The sequence below is a fragment of the Nocardiopsis sp. NRRL B-16309 genome, from assembly GCF_001279585.1.
Taxonomy (GTDB): Bacteria; Actinomycetota; Actinomycetes; order Streptosporangiales; family Streptosporangiaceae; genus Nocardiopsis.
This window is the reverse complement of the sequence record NZ_LGEC01000038.1, coordinates 95,653-117,668: the sequence shown is the minus strand read 5'-3', so window position 1 is coordinate 117,668 and position 22,016 is coordinate 95,653. Positions and strand designations below refer to the sequence as shown.

The 22,016-nt window shown below is 73.4% G+C and carries 17 protein-coding genes; 8 read left to right on the top strand and 9 right to left on the bottom strand.

Annotated elements, in window-relative coordinates; genetic code table 11:
* The coding region (locus ADL05_RS06025; protein WP_053615862.1) for an ATP-binding cassette domain-containing protein at positions 1-193 on the bottom strand (193 nt) is incomplete at its 3' end.
* A gap of 34 nt (positions 194-227) precedes the next feature.
* Positions 228-1,241, bottom strand: coding sequence for an ABC transporter permease (locus ADL05_RS06020; protein ID WP_053615861.1), 1,014 nt, complete (start codon positions 1,239-1,241; stop codon positions 228-230).
* A gap of 227 nt (positions 1,242-1,468) precedes the next feature.
* Here ADL05_RS06020 and ADL05_RS06015 point away from each other — a divergent pair, with 227 nt between their 5' ends.
* The gene (locus ADL05_RS06015) at positions 1,469-3,649 is read left to right on the top strand and encodes a WD40 repeat domain-containing serine/threonine protein kinase (RefSeq protein WP_053615860.1); all 2,181 of its coding nucleotides are present in this window, start codon (positions 1,469-1,471) and stop codon (positions 3,647-3,649) included.
* A 100-nt stretch (positions 3,650-3,749) separates the two neighbouring features.
* Here ADL05_RS06015 and ADL05_RS06010 read toward each other — a convergent pair whose 3' ends face one another.
* The 5 genes from ADL05_RS06010 to ADL05_RS05990 all read right to left on the bottom strand — a co-directional run bounded on the left by ADL05_RS06010 (position 3,750) and on the right by ADL05_RS05990 (position 11,892).
* The gene (locus tag ADL05_RS06010; protein WP_369800894.1) at positions 3,750-5,552 is read right to left on the bottom strand and encodes an ABC transporter substrate-binding protein; all 1,803 of its coding nucleotides are present in this window, start codon (positions 5,550-5,552) and stop codon (positions 3,750-3,752) included.
* Positions 5,553-5,666: 114 nt separating this feature from the next.
* Positions 5,667-6,692, bottom strand: coding sequence for an ABC transporter permease (locus ADL05_RS06005; protein ID WP_053615858.1), 1,026 nt, complete (start codon positions 6,690-6,692; stop codon positions 5,667-5,669).
* A gap of 170 nt (positions 6,693-6,862) precedes the next feature.
* Positions 6,863-8,515, bottom strand: coding sequence for an ABC-F family ATP-binding cassette domain-containing protein (locus ADL05_RS06000; protein ID WP_053615857.1), 1,653 nt, complete (start codon positions 8,513-8,515; stop codon positions 6,863-6,865).
* 557 nt (positions 8,516-9,072) lie between these two features.
* The gene (gene pgi, locus ADL05_RS05995; protein WP_053615856.1) at positions 9,073-10,755 is read right to left on the bottom strand and encodes a glucose-6-phosphate isomerase; all 1,683 of its coding nucleotides are present in this window, start codon (positions 10,753-10,755) and stop codon (positions 9,073-9,075) included.
* 282 nt (positions 10,756-11,037) lie between these two features.
* On the bottom strand, positions 11,038-11,892 hold the full coding sequence (locus ADL05_RS05990; RefSeq protein WP_053615855.1) for an ion transporter: 855 nt from the start codon (positions 11,890-11,892) through the stop codon (positions 11,038-11,040).
* A 162-nt stretch (positions 11,893-12,054) separates the two neighbouring features.
* Here ADL05_RS05990 and ADL05_RS05985 point away from each other — a divergent pair, with 162 nt between their 5' ends.
* Entirely contained in the window at positions 12,055-12,423 is a 369-nt protein-coding gene (locus ADL05_RS05985) for a hypothetical protein (RefSeq protein WP_053615854.1), read from the top strand.
* Between the two features lie 53 nt (positions 12,424-12,476).
* Here ADL05_RS05985 and ADL05_RS05980 read toward each other — a convergent pair whose 3' ends face one another.
* Positions 12,477-13,193: a FadR/GntR family transcriptional regulator gene (locus tag ADL05_RS05980; RefSeq protein ID WP_053615853.1), complete on the bottom strand. Its 717-nt coding sequence runs from the start codon at positions 13,191-13,193 to the stop codon at positions 12,477-12,479.
* A gap of 246 nt (positions 13,194-13,439) precedes the next feature.
* On the opposite strand from ADL05_RS05980, the gene ADL05_RS05975 reads away from it, so the two are divergent.
* The 3 genes from ADL05_RS05975 to ADL05_RS05965 are packed head-to-tail and all read left to right on the top strand — an operon-like array spanning position 13,440 to position 16,236.
* Complete coding sequence (locus ADL05_RS05975; RefSeq protein ID WP_053615852.1) at positions 13,440-14,180, top strand: (Fe-S)-binding protein; 741 nt, start codon at positions 13,440-13,442, stop codon at positions 14,178-14,180.
* Positions 14,177-15,604, top strand: coding sequence for a lactate utilization protein B (locus ADL05_RS05970; RefSeq protein ID WP_053615851.1), 1,428 nt, complete (start codon positions 14,177-14,179; stop codon positions 15,602-15,604). Before ADL05_RS05975 ends, ADL05_RS05970 begins: the two co-directional genes overlap by 4 nt.
* Complete coding sequence (locus tag ADL05_RS05965) at positions 15,601-16,236, top strand: LUD domain-containing protein (RefSeq protein WP_053615850.1); 636 nt, start codon at positions 15,601-15,603, stop codon at positions 16,234-16,236. The genes ADL05_RS05970 and ADL05_RS05965 overlap by 4 nt, the downstream gene beginning before the upstream one ends.
* A gap of 324 nt (positions 16,237-16,560) precedes the next feature.
* On the opposite strand, the gene ADL05_RS05960 is transcribed toward ADL05_RS05965, so the two are convergent.
* Positions 16,561-18,075, bottom strand: coding sequence for a cytochrome P450 (locus tag ADL05_RS05960; protein ID WP_053615849.1), 1,515 nt, complete (start codon positions 18,073-18,075; stop codon positions 16,561-16,563).
* 334 nt (positions 18,076-18,409) lie between these two features.
* On the opposite strand from ADL05_RS05960, the gene ADL05_RS05955 reads away from it, so the two are divergent.
* From ADL05_RS05955 to ADL05_RS05945, 3 genes are all read left to right on the top strand, one after another.
* A complete protein-coding gene (locus ADL05_RS05955; RefSeq protein ID WP_369800893.1) occupies positions 18,410-19,714 on the top strand; it encodes a DUF2786 domain-containing protein in 1,305 nt (434 codons plus the stop codon).
* Between the two features lie 196 nt (positions 19,715-19,910).
* Positions 19,911-20,699 (top strand): RNA ligase family protein, encoded by a 789-nt coding sequence (locus ADL05_RS05950; protein WP_053615847.1) that lies wholly within the window; start codon positions 19,911-19,913, stop codon positions 20,697-20,699.
* A complete protein-coding gene (locus tag ADL05_RS05945; RefSeq protein WP_053615846.1) occupies positions 20,683-21,813 on the top strand; it encodes an AAA family ATPase in 1,131 nt (376 codons plus the stop codon). The genes ADL05_RS05950 and ADL05_RS05945 overlap by 17 nt, the downstream gene beginning before the upstream one ends.
* Positions 21,814-22,016 lie beyond the last annotated feature (203 nt).

Below are 22,016 nucleotides of genomic sequence, written 5' to 3'. Positions count from 1 at the left end.
GCAGACCCATCAAGGCCAGCGAGGTCACGCTCTTGCCCGAGCCCGACTCGCCCACGATGCCGAGGGCGCCGCCCGCCGGCACCTCGAAGGACAACCCGTCCACGGCCTGGATCTCACCCTCCAGGACCGGGAACGCCACCCGCAGGTCGTCCACCCGGACGACGGTGTCGGGGGAAGCCGCGGACTCGCTCATAGGGGACGCCTCTGCTCTCTGACCGTAGGGCCGGTCAGCCGTGGATGCGAACGCGGGGGTCGATCAGCGGATACACCAGGTCCACGACCAGGTTGCTGATGACGATGAAGAACGCGCCGAACAGCGTCACGCCCAGGATCACCGGGAGATCGCTCTGGGTGATGGCCTGGACGGCGTAGCGGCCGATCCCGTTCAGCGAGAAGACCTGCTCGGTCAGCACCGCGCCGCCCAGGACCAGCCCCAGGTCCAGGCCGAAGATCGTCACGATCGGCGTGAGCGTCGGGCGCAGCGCGTGCTTGAGCACCACCCTGGTCTCGCTCAGGCCCTTGGCCCGCGCGGTCCGGATGTAGTCCTCGCCCAGCGTCTCCAGCATCCCCGCGCGCGTCTGCCGGGCGTACATCGCCGCGTGCAGGAACGCCAGCGTCAGCCACGGCAGGAACAGGCCCTCGGCCCACGCCGCCGGATCCTCGGTGAAGGGCACGTAGACCGGGGTGGAGAACAGGCCCCAGGCGTGGACCAGGAAGGCCAGGCACAGCAGGCCGGTGAAGAAGATCGGCAGCGACACACCGGCCAGTGCCACGCCCATCGCCAGCCGGTCGAACAGGCTCCCCTTCCACACCGCGGAGACCACGCCCACGGCGATCCCGCCCACCAGCCAGATGATCCCGGCCCCGATCGCCAGGGACACCGTCACCGGCAGCCGCGCCAGGATCTCGGGGAAGACCTCCTGGTAGGTCTGGAACGAGTACCCGAAGCACGGTGCCGAGCACTCGATCGTCTCCCGCCCGAAGCGGTACTCGGCACCGAAGAAGATCCCGCGGACGAACTCGTAGAACTGCACGACGACGGGCTCGTCGAGCCCCAGCCGGTCGATCGTGGCCTGGATCGCCTCCGGAGTGGGGGCCCGCCCCACGTACATCGTCGCCAGCTGCTCGGTGGTGCGCCCCGCCCACCGCGGCACCACGTAGAAGATGGCGAAGGTGACCATCGTGACCACGGCCAGGAGCAGCAGGCCGGCGCCGAGCCGGCGCAGGATGTAGGTCAGCAAGGCGTCTTCCTGTCGACGGGGGTGCCCTGGTGTCGGGGGCCGATCGGCGGACCGGTTCCACCTGTAGGCAAAAGGTAACCCAACGCGATCAATCGATCACGCTCATCCCGTCCGGCGTGTGCCCCGGCGCGGGCACCGAGGTCCACACGGTCGGTTCCAAATGGCATAATTCGGTCAGTCGAGACCAACGACCCGCACACCACGCCCCCGGGTAGAAGGCTGACGCTGTGGAACCCCTGCACCCCTCCGATCCGCCCAGGGTCGGCGGCTACCGGCTGACCGCGCGCCTCGGCTCGGGAGGCATGGGCAAGGTCTACCTCGCCCGCACGCCGTCCGGCCGCCAGGTCGTCATCAAGGTCATCCGCTCCGAGCACGCCGACGACCTGGAGTTCCGCACCCGGTTCGCGCGTGAGGCCGAGATCGCCCGCCGCGTCGGCGGCTTCCACACCGCGCAGGTGGTGGACGCCGACCCCGACGCCGACCCGCCGTGGATCGCCACCGCGCACATCCCCGGCCCCACGCTGGACGAGGCCGTGCGCGACCACGGGCCGATCGCCCCGCCCGCACTGCACGTCCTGGCGGCCGGCCTGGCCGAGGGGCTCAGGGCGGTGCACGCCTGCGGGCTGGTCCACCGCGACCTCAAACCGGGCAACATCATCCTGACCCACGACGGTCCCCGCATCATCGACTTCGGCATCGCCCGCCCGCTGGACGCCAGCAGTGTGACCGCGCAGGGCGCGGTGTTCGGCACGCTGCCCTACATGTCGCCGGAGCAGACCGACGGGTCGCACGTGGACCCGCCGTCGGACGTGTTCTCCCTGGGGACCGTGCTCGCCTACGCGGCCACCGGGACGAACCCCTTCTCGCGGGGCACCATGGCCGAGACGCTGCTCCGTATCATCGGCCCCGCGCCGGACCCCGGTGACATGGCCGCGGACGTGCGCGCGCTCATCGCCGACTGCTGGCTGCACGATCCCGCTCTGCGCCCCACCCCCGAGCAGATCCTCGGCCGGTTCGAGGCACTCGACCTCCAGGGCGCCTGGCCGCCGCCCCACCTGGCCGCCGCCGACCCGTCGGGGCCCCCGTCCGGGCCCTCCGCGCCGCCGTTCTCCGATCCCCCGGCCTCCCACGCCCAGGGCTCCCGCCCGCCGGGCTCCGACCCCCGGTTTCCCCACTCGCCGGACTCCCGCCCGCCGCACTCACCTGCCTCGGACCCGCCGGTCCAGTGGCGCCCGCCGCAGGGACCGCCGCAGGGCCCACCGCAGGGCCCACCGCCCAGGACGGCGGGGTTCGCGGCGCAGCCGTCACCACGGCCCCGTCCCGTGGCGCCGCCTCCCACCCCAGCTCCCGCGCCCGTCCGGCGGCCGGCCACGACCGGGCGTGCCGTGGGCCAGTGGATCGTGGGCTTCGTCGCCGTGGCGACCGTCGGGATCCTCGTCGTCGCGGGGTTCGTGTGGCTGTCCTCCCCGGACGAGTCGGACGGCACCGGCCCCGACTCCGGCCAGGAGTCGGACACGCTCGCGGCACCGGACACGTCCTCGGCGCTGGGCACCTTCGACCACGGCTCCTCGATCGAGGCCGTGGCGATCAGCCCGGACGGCACCCGGCTGGCCACCGGCGGGACCGACGGCACGGCCCGGGTGTGGGACGTCGGCAGCGGCGACGAGATCGCCACCCTCGAAGGACACACCGACTGGATCCGGTCGGTCGACTTCAACTCCGACGGCACCCTGCTCGCCACCGGCGGCGACGACCGCACGGCTCGGATCTGGGACATCGAGAGCGGTGAATCCACCGCCACCCTCGAAGGACACACCGACTGGGTGCGCTCGGTGGACTTCCATCCGAACGGCACCACACTGGCCACCGGCGGCGACGACCGCACCGTCCGCCTGTGGGACGTCGAGGACGGCGACGAGACGGCCTCGATGGAGGGGCACACCGACTGGATCCGGGCCGTGGCCTTCAACGCCGACGGTTCGGTCGTGGCTTCCGGCGGCGACGACGGAACCGTACGGCTGTGGGACCCGCGGGAGGGCGAACCCACCGCCACCCTGGAGGGGTCCATCGGCTCGCCCCTGGACATCGCCTTCAGCCCGGACGGCGGCACCGTCGCCGCGGGAAGCCTGGACCTGTCCGGCCACCTCTGGGACACCGGGAGCGGCGACGAGATCGCCTCCCTCGAAGGGCACACCGGCCGGATCCGGTCCATCGCCTTCGGCCACGACGGAACCACCCTGTTCACCGGCGGCGACGACGGCACGACCCGGGTATGGGACACCGCCACCGGCGAGGAGGTCTCCACGGTCGACATGGAGGGCTACGTGGCCGCGGTGCACTCCGACCAGGACGGCACCTCCGCCGCCACCGCCGACGACGGCACCGTCCGCCTGTGGAGCCTCGACTGATCCCGCGCCGCGACGGCGGATCCGCTCCCGCGGAAGCCACCGCGGGCCGGTGTCCGCCCGCTCCCCGCGGGGCGGGGGACGGCCACCGGCCCGCCGCCTCCTACTCCCGGGTCGTTCCCAGCGACATGTAGTCGTACATGGAGTAACCCGCGTGGTAGTACACGTTGGTCAGGGTCGAGGGCCGGTACAGCACCGTCCGCTCGAACACGGCCGGAAGGATCGCCGCCTGCTCCATGGCCCTCTCGTCGATCTGGCGGTAGATGTCCGCGCGCTCGGCCTGGTCGTCCACGGTGACGACCTCGTCGAACCACTCGTTGATCTGCGGGTCGTCGAGCTCGGAGATGTTGGCGTTGCCCGCGCTCTGGATCGCGTCGCCGTCCAGGATCTTGCTCATGAACCCGTACCCGCTGGCCCAGTCCGGCGCCCACCCGTACACGGTCAGCCCCAGGTCGTTCTCGTGCACGAAGTCCGGCGACCCCGCCTGGGTGTTGGTGTAGGTGTCCGACGGGTACTGCTTGATCTCCGTGTCGATGCCCACCCGGGCCAGCGCAGCCTGCAGCGCCTCGGCCGTACTGACGTCCGAGGGACGGTCCGCGCGGGCGCCGATCGAGGTGGTGAACCCGTCCGGCTCCCCGCACTCCTCCAGCTTCTGGCGGGCCATGTCCAGGTCGCCCTCACCGTCCTCTGACGGGTACGGGTTCAGGTCCGGATCCGCGCCGGGCAGCGCCGCCGGCATGATCTGCGTGGCGACGTCACCGCCGGTGTCCCCGCCCCAGGCCCGCTGGAGCGAGTCGCGGTTGGCCGCGTACATGACCGCCTGGCGGCACGCGAGGTCGTCGAGCGGTTCCACGACCGTGTTGACGTTGACGTAGCGCAGGGTGTTGGTCTGCGGGTTGTCGACGCTGCGCTTGTGCTCCTCGTCGGAGATCAGCGTGCCCTTCATCGCCGGACCCACGCCCGAACCGGCCAGGTCGACGTCGAGTTCGCCGTTGACCAGCCGCTGGTCGATCTCGTTCTGGTCGACCCCGATCTGCACCTCGATGCGGTCAGGCAGCGCCTCGCGGGTGGGGTCGGTCTCCGGGTCCCACTCGTCGTTGCGCACCAGGTTCAGCGACACCCCGGGCCGGTACTCGCCCTCGTACTTGTAGGGCCCCGAGGAGACCACCTGGCTCTGGTACTGCTCACCCCGGTCGGCGTCCGGGGGCACCGGCGCCGTCTGCGGCTGGATGAGCACGAAGGGGAACTCCGCGAAGCTCTTGTTGAGGTGGAAGACCAGCGTGTGGTCGTCGGGCGTCTCGATCCCGCCGAAGCCCTCCAGCGGGTCGGCGACGTCGGTGTAGGGACCCTCGTAGTCCTCGCTGTCGGCCAGCAGCGCCTGGAAGTACTTGGGCCCGTTGGGCAGGGCCTGGTCACCGAAGTTGCTGCGCGCGATCGCGTACTTGATGTCCTGGGCGGTGATCGGGTCGCCGTCCTCGTAGGTGAGGCCCTCCTTGATCCGGACCGTCCACTCGGTGGCGTCCTCGTTGGGCTCGGGCATCTCCTCGGCCAGGTCCGGTTGGAGTTCGGTCCCGCCCTCGCCCGGCTCCTCGACGTAGGTCAGCAGGGTGCGGGCGTAGTACCGGGAGAAGTTCCAGCTGAACGCGTAGTAGGTGTTGCCCGGGTCGGGTGAGTCGAAGTCCGCCGAGATGGCGTAGCGCAGGGTCCCGCCCGCCTGGTCCGAGGGGTTGACGATGCTGTTCTCGCCCTCGTTGAACTCCGCGTCGGTCGCCCCTCCCCCGCCGCCCCCGTCCCCTCCGCAGGCGGCCAGCAGCAGGACCGCCGCCGCTCCGGCCGCGGTGGCCGCGACCGCGCGTGCGCGTGTGCGCGGAAGACGCCCCGCGCGTGTGAAGTGATGGGTACTCACCATGCCTCCTGATCGGGTTCGGTGTCGGAGCCGTGCGGCGCACGCCCCGGGGCCGGGAAGGGTCGTTCGGGACCGCGCGCGGCCGTTCGGGACCGGTCAGTCCGAGGAGCGGGGTCAGTCCGAGGAGCGGGGGTCGAACGCGTCGCGCAGGCCGTCGCCGAAGAGGTTGAAGGCCAGCACGGTGACGAAGATGGCCAGGCCCGGCACGATGACGAAGTGCGGCGAGGTGGTGTAGAAGCGCAGCGCGCCCTCCAGCATGCCGCCCCAGGTGGCCGTGGGCGGGTTGATGCCCACCCCCAGGAAGCTCAGCGCGGCCTCGAACAGGATGTTCGTGGGGATGAGCAGCGTGGAGTAGACCAGGATCGGCGTGACGAGGTTGGGCAGGATCTCGCGGAAGACGATGTGGGCGCTGCCCGCGCCCAGGCTGCGCGAGGCCTCGACGAACTCGCGCTCCTTGAGGGTGAGGGTCTGGCCCCGCACGATGCGGCCGATGTAGGGCCAGTTGAAGAACCCGATGATGAACACCAGGACACCGATGCGCAGCCCGTTGCCGGTCAGTCCGAACGCGCCGTCGGGGATGACGCCCACGAGCGCGATGGCGAAGAGCAGCAGCGGGAAGGCCAGGAAGATGTCCATGGCCCGGCTGATGACGGTGTCGACCCAGCCGCCGAAGTACCCGGCGACGATGCCCAGGACGGTACCGATGACCACGCAGATCACCGTGGCGACGGTGGCCACGAGCAGCGAGGTGCGGGCGCCGTAGACGATGCGGCTGAACAGGTCGCGGCCGTTGACGGGTTCGACGCCCAGGAGGTGTTCCGCGCTCATGCCGCCCCAGGGGTCGAGTCCCTGGGCCGGGTCGTCGGGGTCGCGCAGGACCCCGCCGGTGAGGGGGTCGATGAGCTCCTGGTTGAACTGGTTGGGCGGCTGGCCCAGCCAGGCCGTGAGCAGGGGGGCCAGCAGCGCGACCAGGATGAGCAGGATGACGACGATGCCGCCGGCCATACCGGCCCGGTCCCGGCGGAAGCGCTGCCAGGCGATCTGGCGGAGGGAGCGGCTCGCGGCGCCCTTGGCTCCCGCGGCCACCGCCTCCGGCTCGGCGTGCTGGGACGACTCCGGCACGTCCATCGGCGCGGTCATGAACCAGGGACCCCCATCGTCGCCATGCGTGAGTGTTCGACTACGCAAAGATGACATGAGGCGTACGAGGGTTTCCAGCGTCCGCGCCGGAAGCCCCGACGCACCCGGGCGCGGAGGCGGCGAACGCCCCCGACCCCGGGGTCTGGGCGGACCCGCCGGAAGGGCCACCTTTACGTTGTAGATTCCTTTCGGGCGACGGGGCGGCCCTGTTCGAGGCGCAGCTCCGCCCACGACCACCGGCGGCGCAGCCAGCGGTCGTGCGAGGCGACCACCACCGCGCCGGGCGCGGTGCCCAGCGCCTCCTCCAGTTCCTCGGCCAGGGCCAGGGAGAGGTGGTTGGTGGGCTCGTCCAGCAGCAGCACGTCCGGTGCCCTGCCCACGAGCATCGCCAGCGCCAGGCGCCGGCGCTGTCCCACGCTGAGCACGCCCACCGGCCGGTCGAGGTCGCGCGGCGCGACCAGACCGAGCGAGTTCAGCTTCGGCGCCCCCGGTACCGAGCCGTTGAGGCCCTCGTACAGCTCGCGCGCCGTGCGCTCGGGGTCGGGGAACACCACGTCCTGTTCCAGGAGCGCCACCGTGGCCCCGCGCCGCCAGGCCACCCGTCCCGACGCCGGCCGCAGCCGGTGCCCCATCGCGTACAGGAGCGTGGACTTGCCCGCGCCGTTGGGTCCGGTGACCAGCAGCCGCCCGTCCCCCGGCACGTCCAGGTGGTCGACCCACAGGCGCCCGGGCACCACGAGGTCGCGGACCGAGACCGCGCTCCCGCCCTCCTGGCAACTGTCGCCCGTGAGCGGCGCGGTGAACGAGAGGGGACGCGGCGGCCTGCGCACCTGGTCGCGTTCCAGCTCCTCCAGCCTCGCCCGGGCGTCGCGCACCCGGCGCGAGACCTGCTTGTCCACGCGGCCTCCCTTGTAGTCGTAGGCCATCTTCGCGTTGTCACGTGGCGCCCGCCCGTGCGCGACCTGCCGGGCGGTCCCCCGCACGGCCTCGCGCAGCGACTGGATGGCGTCCTGCTCCTCGCGGTGGCGCTGCTCCCAGCGAGCACGCTCCAGACGCTTCTCGCGCAGGTGGAAGGAGTAGGCCCCGCCGTAGGTGACCGGCCCGTCCACGGCAGGGTCGAGGTCGACCAGGCCGGTGCAGACGGCGTCGAGGAACACCCGGTCGTGGCTCGCCAGCACCACCAGTCCCGGAAGCGCGCGCAGGTACCCCTCCAGGAACTCCAGCGCGCGGTCGTCCAGGTGGTTGGTGGGCTCGTCCAGGAGCAGGGCGCGCGGGCGGCCGATGAGCAGGGCCGCCAGGGCCAGTCGGGCGCGCTGCCCGCCGGACATCCTGCCCACGGGACGGTCGGCGCCGACCCCGTCCAGGCCCAGCCCGGCCACCACCATCTCGGCCCTGCGCCCGGCGTCCCACACGTCGAGGCGCTCGGCCTCGCCGAGGACCTCGCCGTAGGCGGCGAGCACCCCGGGGTCCTCGGGCGACGCGTCCAGGGCCGCGGCGCCCGCGGTCAGGCGCCGCTCCACCTCGCGGCTGGGCGCGAGCGCCTCGCCGATGACCTCCCCCAGCGTGGCCCCGGGGGCGTGCGGCAGCTCCTGCCGCAGGAAGCCGGTGTCCGGCGGCCGGACGACGCTTCCCGCGTCGGGCTCCTCCTGACCGCCCAGCAGGCGCAACAGGGTGGACTTGCCGGAGCCGTTCTCCCCCACGAGGCCGATCCGCTGGCCTGGCGCGGCGTCCAGGCCGACACCGTCGAGGACCACGCGGGTGCCGTAGGCCTTGGCCAGGTCGCGCGCGCTGAGCAGCGGAGAGCCGTGTGCCGTGGTCGGCATGGTCGTGTGGAAAGTCAAGAGAGGGAACCACCCTTCGTCTGAGGTGGGCCTCGATGCGCCCGGACGCACGCGGCGGCGGGTCCGGAGGACGACGGGAGTCGCCGACATCGAGACCGCACCACGGGTTCGGACGTGGAAGCGCCGAGCGGGGTGTGCGCTCAAGCCTGTCGGAAGGCGAGCTCCGCGCGCTCGGCGGTGGGTCTCGATGTCAGCTACGCATGTCGTCGACGAGGCTAATCCGACCCGGGCGGGATCCGCAAGGGCTTTTCCCCGTGCTGCGGCTAACCGGGCACGAGGGCTGCCGACCAGCACTGCTCCGGGCTGCTCACGGTGGCTGGGGCTCCGGTCCCCATGCCTGGTCAGGCCTGCTCGGGGCTGTCCAGGGTGCAGGGGCCCAAGAGCCGAACCGCTCCGGCCGACCGTACCGCGGCGGCCCCGGAACGGCAGCGGGGCCGGGTCGAGCGCCCGCACAACCTGCCCGCGTAGGGCCGGCACGGGCGTTCCCAGCCGGGGCGGCGGTCGCCCGCCGCCCCGTCCCGCCGGGCGCGGTCCCCGGGTCAGCGTCCGCGCTGGGCGCGGTAGCGCCGGACCAGGGCGGAGGTGGAGGCGTCCAGCCCCGGTACGTCGGAGCCCTCGGTCAGCGCGGGCTCGACCCGCTTGGCCAGCACCTTGCCGAGCTGCACGCCCCACTGGTCGAAGGAGTTGATGTTCCACACCGCGCCCTGGACGAACACCTTGTGCTCGTAGAGCGCCACGAGCTGGCCGAGCACGGAGGGAGTGAGCCGGTCGGCCAGGACGGTGGTGGTGGGCCGGTTCCCCGCGAAGGTGCGGTGCGGCACGAGGTCGGCGGGCACGCCCTCGGCGGCGACCTCCTCGGCGGTCCTGCCGAAGGCCAGTGCCTGCCCCTGCGCGAACAGGTTGGCCATCAGCAGGTCGTGCTGGGGCACGAGCGCGTCGGGCAGGCCGGGCACCGGCCGCGCGAAACCGATGAGGTCGGCCGGGATGAACCGGGTGCCCTGGTGCAGCAGCTGGAAGTAGGCGTGCTGGCCGTTGGTGCCGGGCGTGCCCCACACCACGGGCCCGGTCTGCCAGGTGACGGGACGCCCGTCGCGCTGGGTGGACTTGCCGTTGGACTCCATGTCGAGCTGCTGGAGGTAGGCGGTGAACTTCGCCATGTGGTGGCTGTAGGGCAGCACCGCGTGGCTCTGGGCGTCGAAGAACCCGCCGTACCACACGCCGAGCAGGCCGAGCAGGAAGGGCAGGTTGCGCTCGGGCGGCGCGGTGGCGAAGTGCTCGTCCATCAGGTGGAAGCCGGCGAGCATCTCCCGGAAGCGGTCGGGGCCCAGCGCGACCATGAGCGACAGGCCGATGGCGGAGTCGTAGGAGTAGCGGCCGCCCACCCAGTCCCAGAAGCCGAACATGTTGGCCGTGTCGATGCCGAAGCGGGCGACCTCGTCGGCGTTGGTGGACACCGCCACGAAGTGCCGGGCGATCGAGGCCTCGTCGCCGCCGAGCCCGTCCAGCAGCCAGGAGCGGGCGACCGTGGCGTTGGTGATGGTCTCGATCGTGGTGAAGGTCTTGGAGGCCACGATGAACAGGGTCGTCTCGGGGTCGGCGTCCACGAGGGCCTCGTGCATGTCACCGCCGTCGACGTTGGAGACGAACCGGAACTCCAGGCCGCGGTCGGTGTACGGGCGCAGGGCCTCGTAGGCCATCGCGGGGCCCAGGTCGGAGCCGCCGATGCCGATGTTGACGATCCGCCGCACCGGGCGGCCGGTGTGGCCGAGCCAGGACCGCGAGCGGACCTGGTCGGCGAAGGCGCCCATCCGGTCCAGGACCGCGTGCACCTCGGGGACGACGTCGTGTCCGTCCGTGGTGACGACCGCCGTGCGGGGCGCGCGCAGGGCGGTGTGCAGGACGGCGCGGTCCTCGGTGACGTTGATGTGGTCGCCGCGCAGCATCGCGTCGCGCAGTTCGGCCACGCCGCAGGCCCGGGCGAGTTCGGTGAGCAGGCGCAGGGTCTCGTCGGTGACCAGGTTCTTGGAGTAGTCGGCGTACAGGTCGCCGACCTCGACCGTGTACCGGTCCGCGCGGCCGGGGTCGTCGGCGAACAGGTCGCGCAGGTGGGCCGAGCCCAGCTGGGCGCGGTGCTTGCCCAGCGCCGTCCACTCGCCCCGCTGGTCCAGGGGGGTGGGTCCCGCGGTGTCGTCGGCACGGGAGGTGGTGGTACTGCCAGACATCCGGTCGCTCCTCGTCGTCCTCGCGGGCCGCGCCCGCCCTGCGGCTGTACGCCCTAGCCTTCCACAGACGCCCGCGGACGGGGTGTGTTCCGTCCCGCACAGTGCGGCGGCGGCAGCGGTGCCGCCGCTCCCCCGCGGGACGGGCTCAGGAGGCGGCCGCGGTGACGGCGACGCGCGTCGGCCCCCGCCGGTGCGGGTGGGGGAGGTGCGGGAGTTGGGGCGGGTGGGAGCGGTGCGGGAGGCGGGCCGGTGTCGGCCCGCGCGAGCGGTTCGGTACCGGGCTCAGCCGCTGCCCGCCCGCTCGGGCTCGCGCTCCCGTTCCCGTTCGCGGCGCAGGTCCGCCACCTCCGCGCGCAGGGCCCGCAGCTCGGCCAGGATCAGCTCCTGCCCCTGCTCGGGCCCGTCGTCGGGGTCGGCGCCGGAGGCCTGGGCGCTTCCCCCGTCGCCGCCGCGGCCGCCGGAGTCCTGTTCGAGCGCCTCCACCGCGACGGCGATGAAGAGGTTGAGCGCCACGAAGGTCGACACCAGGATGAACAGGACGAAGAAGATCCACGCCAGCGGCTTGTGCTCCATGACGGTGTGGGCGATGGACGCCCAGCTGTCGCCCGTGGAGATCTGGAAGAGCGAGAACAGGGACGTGGGCAGGTCGCCGAAGTACTCCGGGGACACGTCGCGGAAGAGCTCCGTGGCCATCACCGCGGACACGTAGAGCAGCAGCATCACCAGGAACAGGATGGAGACCATGCCGGGCATGGCCCGGAACAGGCCGGAGACGACGTGGCGCAGCGTTGGGATGACCGACAGCAGGCGCAGGACGCGCAGGACCCTCAGGACGCGCAGGACCGCGAAGGGGCCGGAGGTGGGGAGCAGGGCCACGCCCACGATCACCATGTCGAACCAGCTCCACGGGTCCCGCAGGAAGTCGCGCCGGTGGGCGAACAGCCGGAGCAGGAGTTCCAGGACGAAGACGCCCAGGATGGCCACGTCCACGCGGTGCAGCAGGTCGCCGTGGGCGGCCGTGACGCGGGGCGAGGTCTCCACGCCCAGGATGAGCGCGTTGACGAGGATCAGGGTGATGATGAGGGCCTGGAACCACGAGGAGTCGACGATGGTCCGGACCCGGTCGCGCGCGGACACGGGTGAGGGGGCTCCGTTCGGGGATGGGGCGGTGGCGCACGAGCTTATCGCCGGGCGAGGGGCCCGGATTCCGCCACGGGAGCCGGTCCGGCCGCCCCCACTGGCGCCGCTCGTCGTGACCAGGCATGATCGAAGGAGGAACCGAACGCGAGGGGGCGGCCGGTGACGGATCGCACCGAAGACTTCGAGAAGGACCCCGACGACACCGCCGACATCGACGACGTCGACGCGGTCATGGACGTGGGCGCCGCCGACCAGGACACCGCCGTGGCGAGCTACCTGCTGGACTTCCCGTACGGCCACCGGATCGACGAGGTCGAGGACCACGACGCCCTGGGCATCGGGGCGGAGCTCGCGCAGGAGGACCCGGAGCCCACCGAGGACCCTGAGGACGCCGTGGGGACCGAGGTGCCCGGCAACGGCGCGGCCGGCCGCGGCGGCAGGCCGACGGGCCACCGCGAGGATCTGGCGAGGCTGCTCAACGCGGAGGAGTTCGCCGACCGTGTCCGCCGTCGGCGCGGGGAGACCTGACCACCCGGGACGGACGGGTGGTCGGCCGCGCCGGTCCGCCCGGTCAGGTGCGGTCAGGAGGCGTCGCGCGCCAGGTCGGCACCGAGCCAGCGCTCCACACGCATCACGTGCGTGGTGGCCGCGGCCCGGGCGGCGTCGGGATCACGGGCGACCAGGGCCTCGTGGATGAGGACGTGGTCCTCGCGGAGCTTGGCGGTCAGCCCGGCCTCGCGGTGCCCCGCCCACACGCGGGCGTTGAAGGTCCGTGAGGACAGGCCCTCGTTGATCGCCGCCAGGGTGGCGTTGCCGGTGCTCTCCACGATCGCCTGGTGGAAGCCGAGGTCGGCCGAGACGGTGTCGGCGCAGAAGGTGTCCGGTTCGCCGTCCATCCGCTCCAGCAGGGCGCCGAGGCGGTCGAGCTGGGCGTCGCTGGCCCGCGCGGCGGCCAGGGCCGTGGCGGCGGGTTCGAGCATCCGGCGGACCTGGAGGACCTCCAGCAGGGTCCGGCCCTGGGAGACCTCGGCCAGGACGGAGAAGGTCTCCAGGAGGTCGGCGGGGCGCAGCGCGGTGACGTAGACGCCCGCGCCGTGGCGGGCCTCCAGCACGCCCAGGGTGGTCAGGGCGCGGATGGCCTCGCGCATGGAGCTGCGGGACACCCCCAGGCGGGCGGACAGGTCCCGCTCGGTGGGCAGGCGCTCCCCCGGCCCGACCTCGCCGTCGGCGATCATCGCCTTGACGCTCTCGACGGCCCGCTGGGTGACGGAGGTCCGTTCGCCGTCGGGTTCGTGCACGCGTGGCTCCTGGTGTTCGGTGACCTGGGCGGCGACCGCCGACCCCGAGACATCATACCAATCCTTCCCATGCGCGACCCTGCGGCCGAATTCCGTCGCGTTCTTGCCGGATCACCACCGATCATGCCAAAGTGGTCGGACCACTTGGCGTGGCGCGGGTGCTGCGCGGCGCGTCGAACACCCCGGCGCCCGGGGCGGGCCGATCATGGTCGCCGACCCGCGGCGGCGGGTGCACGAAGGAGGCCCATGCGCATCGCGCTGTTCATCACCTGTGTCAACGACACGCTCTTCCCCGACACCGGCAGGCACGTGGTCCGCCTGCTGGAGCGGCTGGGCCACGAGGTCGTCTTCCCCGAGGGGCAGACCTGCTGCGGGCAGATGCACTACAACACCGGTTACCGCAGGCCCGCGGCCAAGCTGGCGGTGCGGTTCGTGCGCACCTTCGAGGACGCCGACGCGGTCGTCGTACCCTCGGGGTCGTGCGCGGCGATGATCCGCGACAACTATCCCCGCCTGGGCGGCAGCGGCAGCCGCCTCTCGCGCAAGGTCGCCGGATTGGCCCCGCGCGTGTACGACCTCACCGAGCTGCTCGTGGACGTGCTCGGGGTGACCGACGTGGGCGCCTACTACCCGCACAAGGTCGCCTACCACCCCACCTGCCACGGCCTGCGCATGCTCGGCCTGGGCGACCGGCCCTACGCGCTGCTGCGCGCGGTGCGCGGGCTGGAGCTGGTCGAACTCGCGGGCGCCACCGAGTGCTGCGGCTTCGGCGGCACGTTCGCGCTCAAGAACGGCGACGTCTCCTCGGCGATGGGCGCCGACAAGGCGCGCCACGCGGTCGAGTCCGGCGCCGAGGTGCTGTGCGCCGTGGACAACTCCTGCCTCATGCACATCGGCGGCACCCTGTCCCGGCAGCGTTCGGGGCTGCGGGTGGCGCACATCGCCGAGATCCTGGCCAGTACCGAGAAGGAGGGCGCCCTCCGATGAGCGCGACGTTCCTGGGCATCCCGCCCTTCCCCGAGGCCGCGCGCGCCGCGGTCAACGACTCCCGGCTGCGGCACAACCTGCGCAAGGCCACCCACACCATCCGCGACAAGCGCGGCGCGGTCGTCACGGAGCTGGAGGACGACTGGGAGCGCCTGCGCTCCGAGGGCGCGGCGATCAAGAGCCACACGCTGCGCCACCTCGACCACTACCTGGAGCAGCTGGAGGCCTCGGTCGAGCGCGCGGGCGGCCACGTGCACTGGGCCGCCGACGCCGAGGAGGCCAACGAGATCGTCACCCGGCTCGTACGCGCGACCGGCGAGACCGACGTGGTCAAGGTCAAGTCGATGGCCACCCAGGAGATCGAGCTCAACAACGCCCTGGCCGAGGCAGGCATCACCGCCTACGAGACCGACCTGGCCGAGCTGATCGTCCAGCTGGGCGACGACCTGCCCTCGCACATCCTCGTGCCCGCCATCCACCTGGGCCGGGCCCAGATCCGGGAGACCTTCCTGGCCCAGATGGCCGAGTGGGGCGTGCCGGCCCCCGAAGGGCTCACCGACGACCCGCGGGCGCTGGCCGAGGCCGCCCGGGTCCACCTGCGCGAGCGCTTCCTGCGCACCCGCACCGCCATCTCGGGGGCGAACTTCGCGGTGGCCGACTCGGGGACCCTGGTGGTCCTGGAGTCGGAGGGCAACGGCCGGATGTGCCTGACCCTGCCGGAGACGCTGATCTCCGTGGTCGGGATCGAGAAGATCGTGCCGACCTGGGCGGATCTGGAGGTGTTCCTGCAGACGCTGCCGCGCTCCTCCACCGGCGAGCGGATGAACCCCTACACCTCCACCTGGACGGGCGTGACGCCCGGCGACGGCCCGCAGGAGTTCCACCTGGTCCTGCTGGACAACGGCCGCACCGACGTGCTGGCCGACACCGTGGGCCGCCAGGCGCTGCGCTGTATCCGCTGCTCGGCGTGCCTGAACACGTGCCCGGTCTACGAGCGCACGGGCGGGCACGCCTACGGCTCGGTGTACCCGGGCCCGATCGGCGCGATCCTCACGCCGCAGCTGCGCGGGATGTCGTCGGAGGTGGACGAGGCGCTGCCGTACGCGTCGTCGCTGTGCGGGGCCTGCTACGAGGTCTGCCCGGTGGCGATCGACATCCCCGAGGTGCTGGTCCACCTGCGCGAGGAGGTCGCCGCCGGGTCGGGGCACCTGGGCGAGAAGGCGGTGATGAAGGGCGCCGAGGCCGTCCTGGGCTCCTCGCACGCGCTGGAGGCGGCACAGCGCGCCGCGGGCGCGGCCCGGAACCTGGTGCCGCGCCACCTGCCGGGCATGGCGGGCGCCTGGACCGACACCCGCGACCTGCCCGACGTCCCGGCCGAGTCCTTCCGCCAGTGGTGGAACAAGCACGAGAAGGGGCAGAGTTGAGCACCTCACGCGAGCGCGTGCTGGCCCGGGTCCGGGCCGCCCTCACCGACGTCCCGGCCGACGAGCCGGTGGTCCGACCAGTGGAGCGGCCCTACGCCGACAGCCACGGTATGGGCGCCGCGCTGGAGGTCCTGGAGGACCGGCTGCGCGACTACAAGGCCCTGGTGCGCCGGGTGCCCGCGGACCGGCTGGCCGAGGAGGTGGCCGCGGCCCTGGAGCGGCGCGGCGCCTCGACCGTCGCGGTGCCCGACGGCATCGACGCGGACTGGTTCTCGCGTACGGAGGCCGTACGCAGGCCCGACAGCCGCGACCGGCCGCTGGAGCTGCGCGAGCTGGACTCCGTCGACGGGGTGGTCACCGCGTGCGCGGTCGCGATCGCCGAGACGGGCACGATCGTCCTGGACGGCGGCCCGGACCAGGGCAGGCGGGCCATCACGCTGGTACCGGACTACCACCTGTGCGTGGTGCGCGCGGACCAGGTCGTGGACGGGGTCCCGCAGGGGGTCCGGCGGCTGGACCCGGCCCGGCCGCTCACGTGGATCAGCGGACCCTCGGCCACGAGCGATATCGAGCTGAACCGGGTCGAGGGCGTCCACGGCCCCCGGACCCTGGAGGTCCTTCTCGTGGAGTAGCGCGGCGGTGCGGTCACCCGCCGCCTCCGTGTGGGCGGCGGGAGGACGCCAGGGAGTACGGCGACACGACCGGGCCACCACCCTCCCAGGTCCGGCGCTGTAGGAGGCCTGCACGGACAGGCGCGGTCGCGTGATGGCGCGAGGCAGGGAATCGCCACGACACCTTCGCGCCGCCGCTCTCCCGCATCAGGCCGTCGGACGGCGCCACGGTCAAGTGCGGTCACCCGCCGCCTCCGTGTGGGCGGCGGGAGGACGCCAGGGAGTACGACGACACGACCGGGCCACCGCTCTCCCAGATCGGGCGCCGTCTCGGCGGCGGCACCGTCAGGCGCGGCCCCGCCAGGTGCTCAGGAGCCGCTCCAGGGAGTCGGGTTCCGGTTCCTGCCGGGCGAAGGGCGCCTGGTAGCGGGCGCCCAGCGCGGGCGGCGCCTTCCTCGCCGACGACGCGGGACCGGACCTGCGCGCGACCGCCGGGCCCTCCTCCGCCGCCTTGGCCAGCGGCGCCTGGTAGCGGGCGCCCTGCGACGGCGGTGTGCGCCTGCGGCGGACCCAGCGCGTCCGGGGCGCCTCCCGGACGGGCGCGGCCGCCTCCTGGGCCTTCTCCCCCGTCGCGGTGAACCACACCGGGAGTGCCGTCAGCCCGTTGACCGCCATCGAGTCGCGTCGGCGCAGCTCCTCGGCCTCCACGGCCAGGACCATCCCCCGCAGTCGGTCGACGGCGATGTCGATGGCGGTGCGCACCAGTTCGCGGGTGAAGGACGTGGCGGGGCAGCGGTGGGCTCCGGCGCCCCAGGCCAGGTGGGAGCGGTTCCCGGTCAGCGCACCGGGGTCGTCGCCGCCGCGGACCGCGGACTGGTCGGCGTGCGCGGCGGAGAATCCGAGGAGCATCGGCTCGCCCCGGCGGATCCGGGCTCCCGAGAAGCGGATGTCCATGGTCGAGTAGCGCCCGGCCAGCATCCGCAGCGGCGCGTCGGTCCACATGACGTAGTCGAGGAAGTCCTCCGGGGTGAGGGTGCCCCCGAGGTAGGAGGTCCACACGGCCGGGTCCTCCAGGAGCCTGAGCAGGGCGTTGCCGATGAGGTGGGTGGTGGGCTCGTGCCCGGTCTCCCACAGCAGGGACAGCGCCTCCACCGCCTCGTCGTCGGTGAGGGCGTGCCGGTGCTCCAGGAGCGTGCTGGTGAGGTCCTGGCCCGGTTCGGCGCGCTTGCGGGCGACCAGCCCGGTGAAGTAAGCGCGGATCGCCAGGGCGGCGGGTTCGGCGCGGTCGGGGTCGCCGCTCCACAGCCGGTCGGTGAGGTCGGCCAGCAGCTGCCCGTAGGAGTCGGGCAGGCCGAAGAGCTCGTTGAGGACGAGCGCGGGCAGCGGGGCGGCGTACTGTCCGATGAGGTCAGCCTTGCCCTCGGCGGACACCGCGCCGACGAGGCGGACGGCGGCGCGCTCGACCACCGGGACCAGCTGGGCGGTACCCACCTGGGCGAGGGCGTCGACGATGGGCACGCGCAGCCGCTGGTGCTCCTCGCCGTCGTGGGACAGGGCGCCGCTGCGCGCCGGTGCCCGACCGCCGGGGCTCCAGGGGCGCGGGTCGGCGGAGAAGTAGGTCTGGTCGCGCAGGACCTGGAGGTTCTCCTTGTAGCCGAGCAGCAGCCACCCGGGGACGCCCGGGCTGATCTCGACCGGGGCCAGGCCGCCGTAGGTCTCGCGCAGCCGCGACCAGGGAACGTCGGTTCCGGCGCCCTCGTGCAGGGGCAGGGGTCCGCCGTGGCGGACCGGGCACCGTGCTGTCACGGCTCCGCGCGGGTCGTCGTCGCCCTGGCCGGTGGCGTCGGTTCCCTGGTGCATGGAGACTCCTCAGTGGCTACGTGATGCCTGCCGACGCTATGCCGCTGATGTTTCCGGGATGCTTCCGGGACGATAGCGGCACCTTTCCGCGTGGGGCGCGGAGTTCGACCCCGGGCCAAGGCGGGAAAACGGCGCACCCCGGCCAGGGGGACACACTCCGCCCCTCGACCGCGCAGGTCGGCCACCCTCCGGACCGGGCGCTCCCGGTCCGCGCCATTCGCGCCGCTTTCCCCTTTGCCCCCGGCCTTTCCGCTCCCTTGCCGGGTCCATTACGTGCGCATCGGTCGGTACCATGGCCTGTCGGCTTTCACGACCGAATTCCGAAAGGGGCGCCGTGGGCAGCAGGAAGCGGACCGGTCGTCGCCGTGCCGTCCCGGAGGTCGAGCCCTGGCCCGGGCCCGCGCCGGCCGACACCCCCGCCGAGATCGCGGCCGGCGCCGTCGACGCGCTGGTCCTGGGCCGCGGGGGCGACGGCCTCGACCTGGCCGCGGCGCGGCTGGCCGACGCAGAGTCCGACGCCTGGGCGGCGGCGTGCGCCGGCGCGCTCACGGACGCCCTGCTCCAGGCGGTGACGGGTGCGTGGTCGCGGGGCTGGCAGCCCGCCGAGGCGGTCCGCCAGGTCCGCCGGGCGCGGGGACCGGTGGCGGCGTCGATGTGCGCCGACGCGGTCACCGCCGATCTGGCCCGGTACGCGCCCGCCACCGTCGACCCGCGCTGGAGCGAGCAGGTGCGGGAGCTGGGGTCGCGCGCTCCGTTCGAGGCCCCCGAGGACTACCTCGCGTGGGCGGGCGCCGAGTACGGTCTGCTGCGGTTCGAGGTGGTGGAGGCCGCCCTGCGGCTGCTCGCCGACCTGCGCGTGCTGCCGCCCCTGCGTCGGCTGGGCCCGGTACCGGGCGCCTACCGGCCGGGGAGCGCGGCGGCCTCGCACCGGGCCGCGGGGGTCGACCAGGGCAAGCTGGCGCGGGTGCGGGCCCTGCTGGCCAAGGCCGAGTCGACGGAGTTCCCCAGTGAGGCCGAGGCGCTGAGCGCGCGGGCCCAGGAGCTCATGGCGCGGCACAGCATCGACCGCGCGCTGCTGGACGCCGAGCCCGGGTCGTCGCCCGCGGCGGCGGCCCGGCGGCTGCCGGTGGAGGCCCCCTACGACGAGTACAAGGCGGTCCTGCTGCACGAGGTCGCCGAGGCCAACCACTGCCGTGCGGTGTGGGACGGCGCGCTGGGGCTGTGCACGGTCATGGGTTTCGAGGGCGACCTGGCGGCGGTCGAGGTGATGTTCACGTCGCTGCTGGTGCAGCTGGAGTCGGCGATGCGCGCCCAGGGGTCGGTCCGCGACCGGTCCGGCCGGGCGGCGGGGCGGTCCTACCGCGAGTCGTTCGTGTCGGCCTTCGCCGCGCGGGTGGGCGAGCGCCTGGTGTCCTCGGCTCGGGCGGCCGAGGCGTCGGCCGCCGCCGAGACCGGCACCGACCTGGTGCCGGTGTTCGCCGAGCGTGAGCGGCGGGTGGAGGAGGCCGTGGCCGAGGCGTTCGGGGAGCTGACCTACTCGCGGGTGCGCGGGCCCTCCGACGCCGACGGCTGGGACGAGGGGCGCGCCGCGGCCGACGCCGCGTCGCTGGACTCCCGGCGCCCCGTCCGCGACCGCTGAGCCGGCCCCGGACACGCGCCTGGGCCACACGTTCGGGCCCCGGGCGGCGACCGGGACGGCGGACGGCCCGTCCGCGCGCGGACGGCCCGCGCACCCGCGGCGCGGATTCCCCCGTGGGGCCCCGTCACCGGCGTCCTTTCCGCAGCGCCGGAAAACCAGTGGCCGCGGCACCGCGCGGGTGTGTACAACCAGGGGCATGCTCCGCAAGTACCCTCGCACCCGCCACATCCGGGGGTCTCGCCTCCAACCGGGTGACGGCGACCTGTCCGCCGAGCCCTTCGACGCGCTGGCCGGGCGCCACCTGGTGGTGGAGGAGAAGTTGGACGGAGCCAACACCGGGATCAGCTTCGGGCCGGGCGGAGAGCTGCGGTTGCAGAGCCGGGGGCACTACCTGTCCGGTGGGCCGCGCGAGCGGCAGTTCGCGCCGCTCAAGGCGTGGGCGGCCTCCGTCGCGCCGCGGTTGTGGCCGCGCCTGGGCGAGCGCTACGTCCTGTACGGGGAGTGGCTCTACGCCAAGCACACCGTCTTCTACGACGCGCTGCCGCACTACTTCTGCGAGTTCGACGTGCTGGACACCCGCGAGGACGTGTTCCTGTCCACGCCCCGGCGCCGGGAGCTGCTGGAGGGCACGCCGGTGGTGTCGGTCCCGGTCCTGCGCTCGGGCCCGCTGGACTCGCTGGCCGACCTCACCGCCCTGGTGGGGCCCTCCACGGCCCGCACGCCCGACTGGCGCGGGGCCCTCGCCGCGGCGGCGGCCGCCGCCGGGGCCGACCCCGCCCGGTCCCTGGCCGAGAGCGACGGTTCCGACCTCATGGAGGGCCTCTACGTCAAGGTCGAGGACGGCGACCACACCGTGGACCGCTACAAGTGGGTGCGCCGCGAGTTCACCACGGCCGTCCTGGACTCGGGCACGCACTGGCTCGACCGGCCGCTGATCGCCAACGCGCTGGCCGACCCGGAGGTGCTCTATGCGGACGTTCGCTGAGCTGTGCCCGGCGCCGCCGGCCTGGGACCTGGACTGGGCCCGGGTCCGGGAGGCGTTCGCCTGGGTGCGCGACCTGGCCGGGGTGGAGCAGGACCCCGTGCACCACGCCGAGGGCGACGTGGAGACGCACACCCGGATGGCGTGCGAGGCACTGGCCGGCCTGCCCGGGTGGCGGAACCGGCCCGAGGCCGAGCGCGTGCGGCTCTTCGCGGCCGTGCTCCTGCACGACTCCGCCAAACCCCAGTGCACCCGCCGTGACGAGGACGGGCGGGTGACCGCGCACGGCCACTCCCGGCGCGGCGACCTGCTGGCCCGGCGGTTGCTGTGGCGGGCGGGCGCCCCCGTGGAGTGGCGGGAGCACGTGGCCGCCCTGGTCCGCCACCACCAGGTGCCGTTCTGGGCGCTGGAGCGCCCGGACCTGCGCCAGATCGCGTTCCGGGTGAGCCTGTTGGCACGCAACGACGACCTGGTGCTGCTGGCCACCGCCGACATCCTGGGCAGGCACTGCGGGGACACCGCCGAGGTGCTGGAGAACGTCGCGCTCTACGAGGAGTACTGCGCCGAGCAGCGCTGCCTGGAGGGGCCGCGCGACTTCCCCTCCGACCACGCCCGCTTCCAGTGGTTCCGCACGCCCGACCGCGACCCCGACTACGCCGCCTACGACGACACCCGGGGGACGGTGACGGTCATGTCGGGGCTGCCGGGCGCGGGCAAGGACACCTGGATCGGCCGCCACCGCGGCGGGACGCCGGTGGTGAGCCTGGACGCGCTGCGCGCCGAACTGGGCGTGCGGCCGACCGCCGACCAGCGGCCGGTCGCCGCGGCCGCGTTCGCGCGGGCCCGTGAGCACCTGCGGGCGGGGCGGTCGTTCGTGTGGAACGCCACGAACGTCTCGCGCTCGCTGCGCTCCCAGTGCGTGGACCTGACCGCCGCCTACCGCGCCCGGGTGGAGATCGTCGCCCTGGAGTCCCCGCCCGACGTACTGCGCGCGCGGCTGGACCGGCGGGAGAACCCCGTCCCGGCGGCCGTGGTCGAGCGCATGGTCCGGCGCTGGGAGTGCGCCGATCCGACCGAGGCCCACACGCTGACGCGCATCGCGACGAACGGCTCATAGCGCGACACGGAGGAACAAACCGCCGCGCAAGACACACCTTTTGCTGGCGTATGCCCCGGACCCGCCCGGAATTCGGGCGTACGGCCGCCGTTCCACAACCGATAGCATGTGCCCTGCCCGCTCGCGCCAGGCGTGACCCGCCTGGCGGAGCCACCGCGGCCATGGGACCACCACACCGGCACTCGCGGGGCACGGCACCGCAT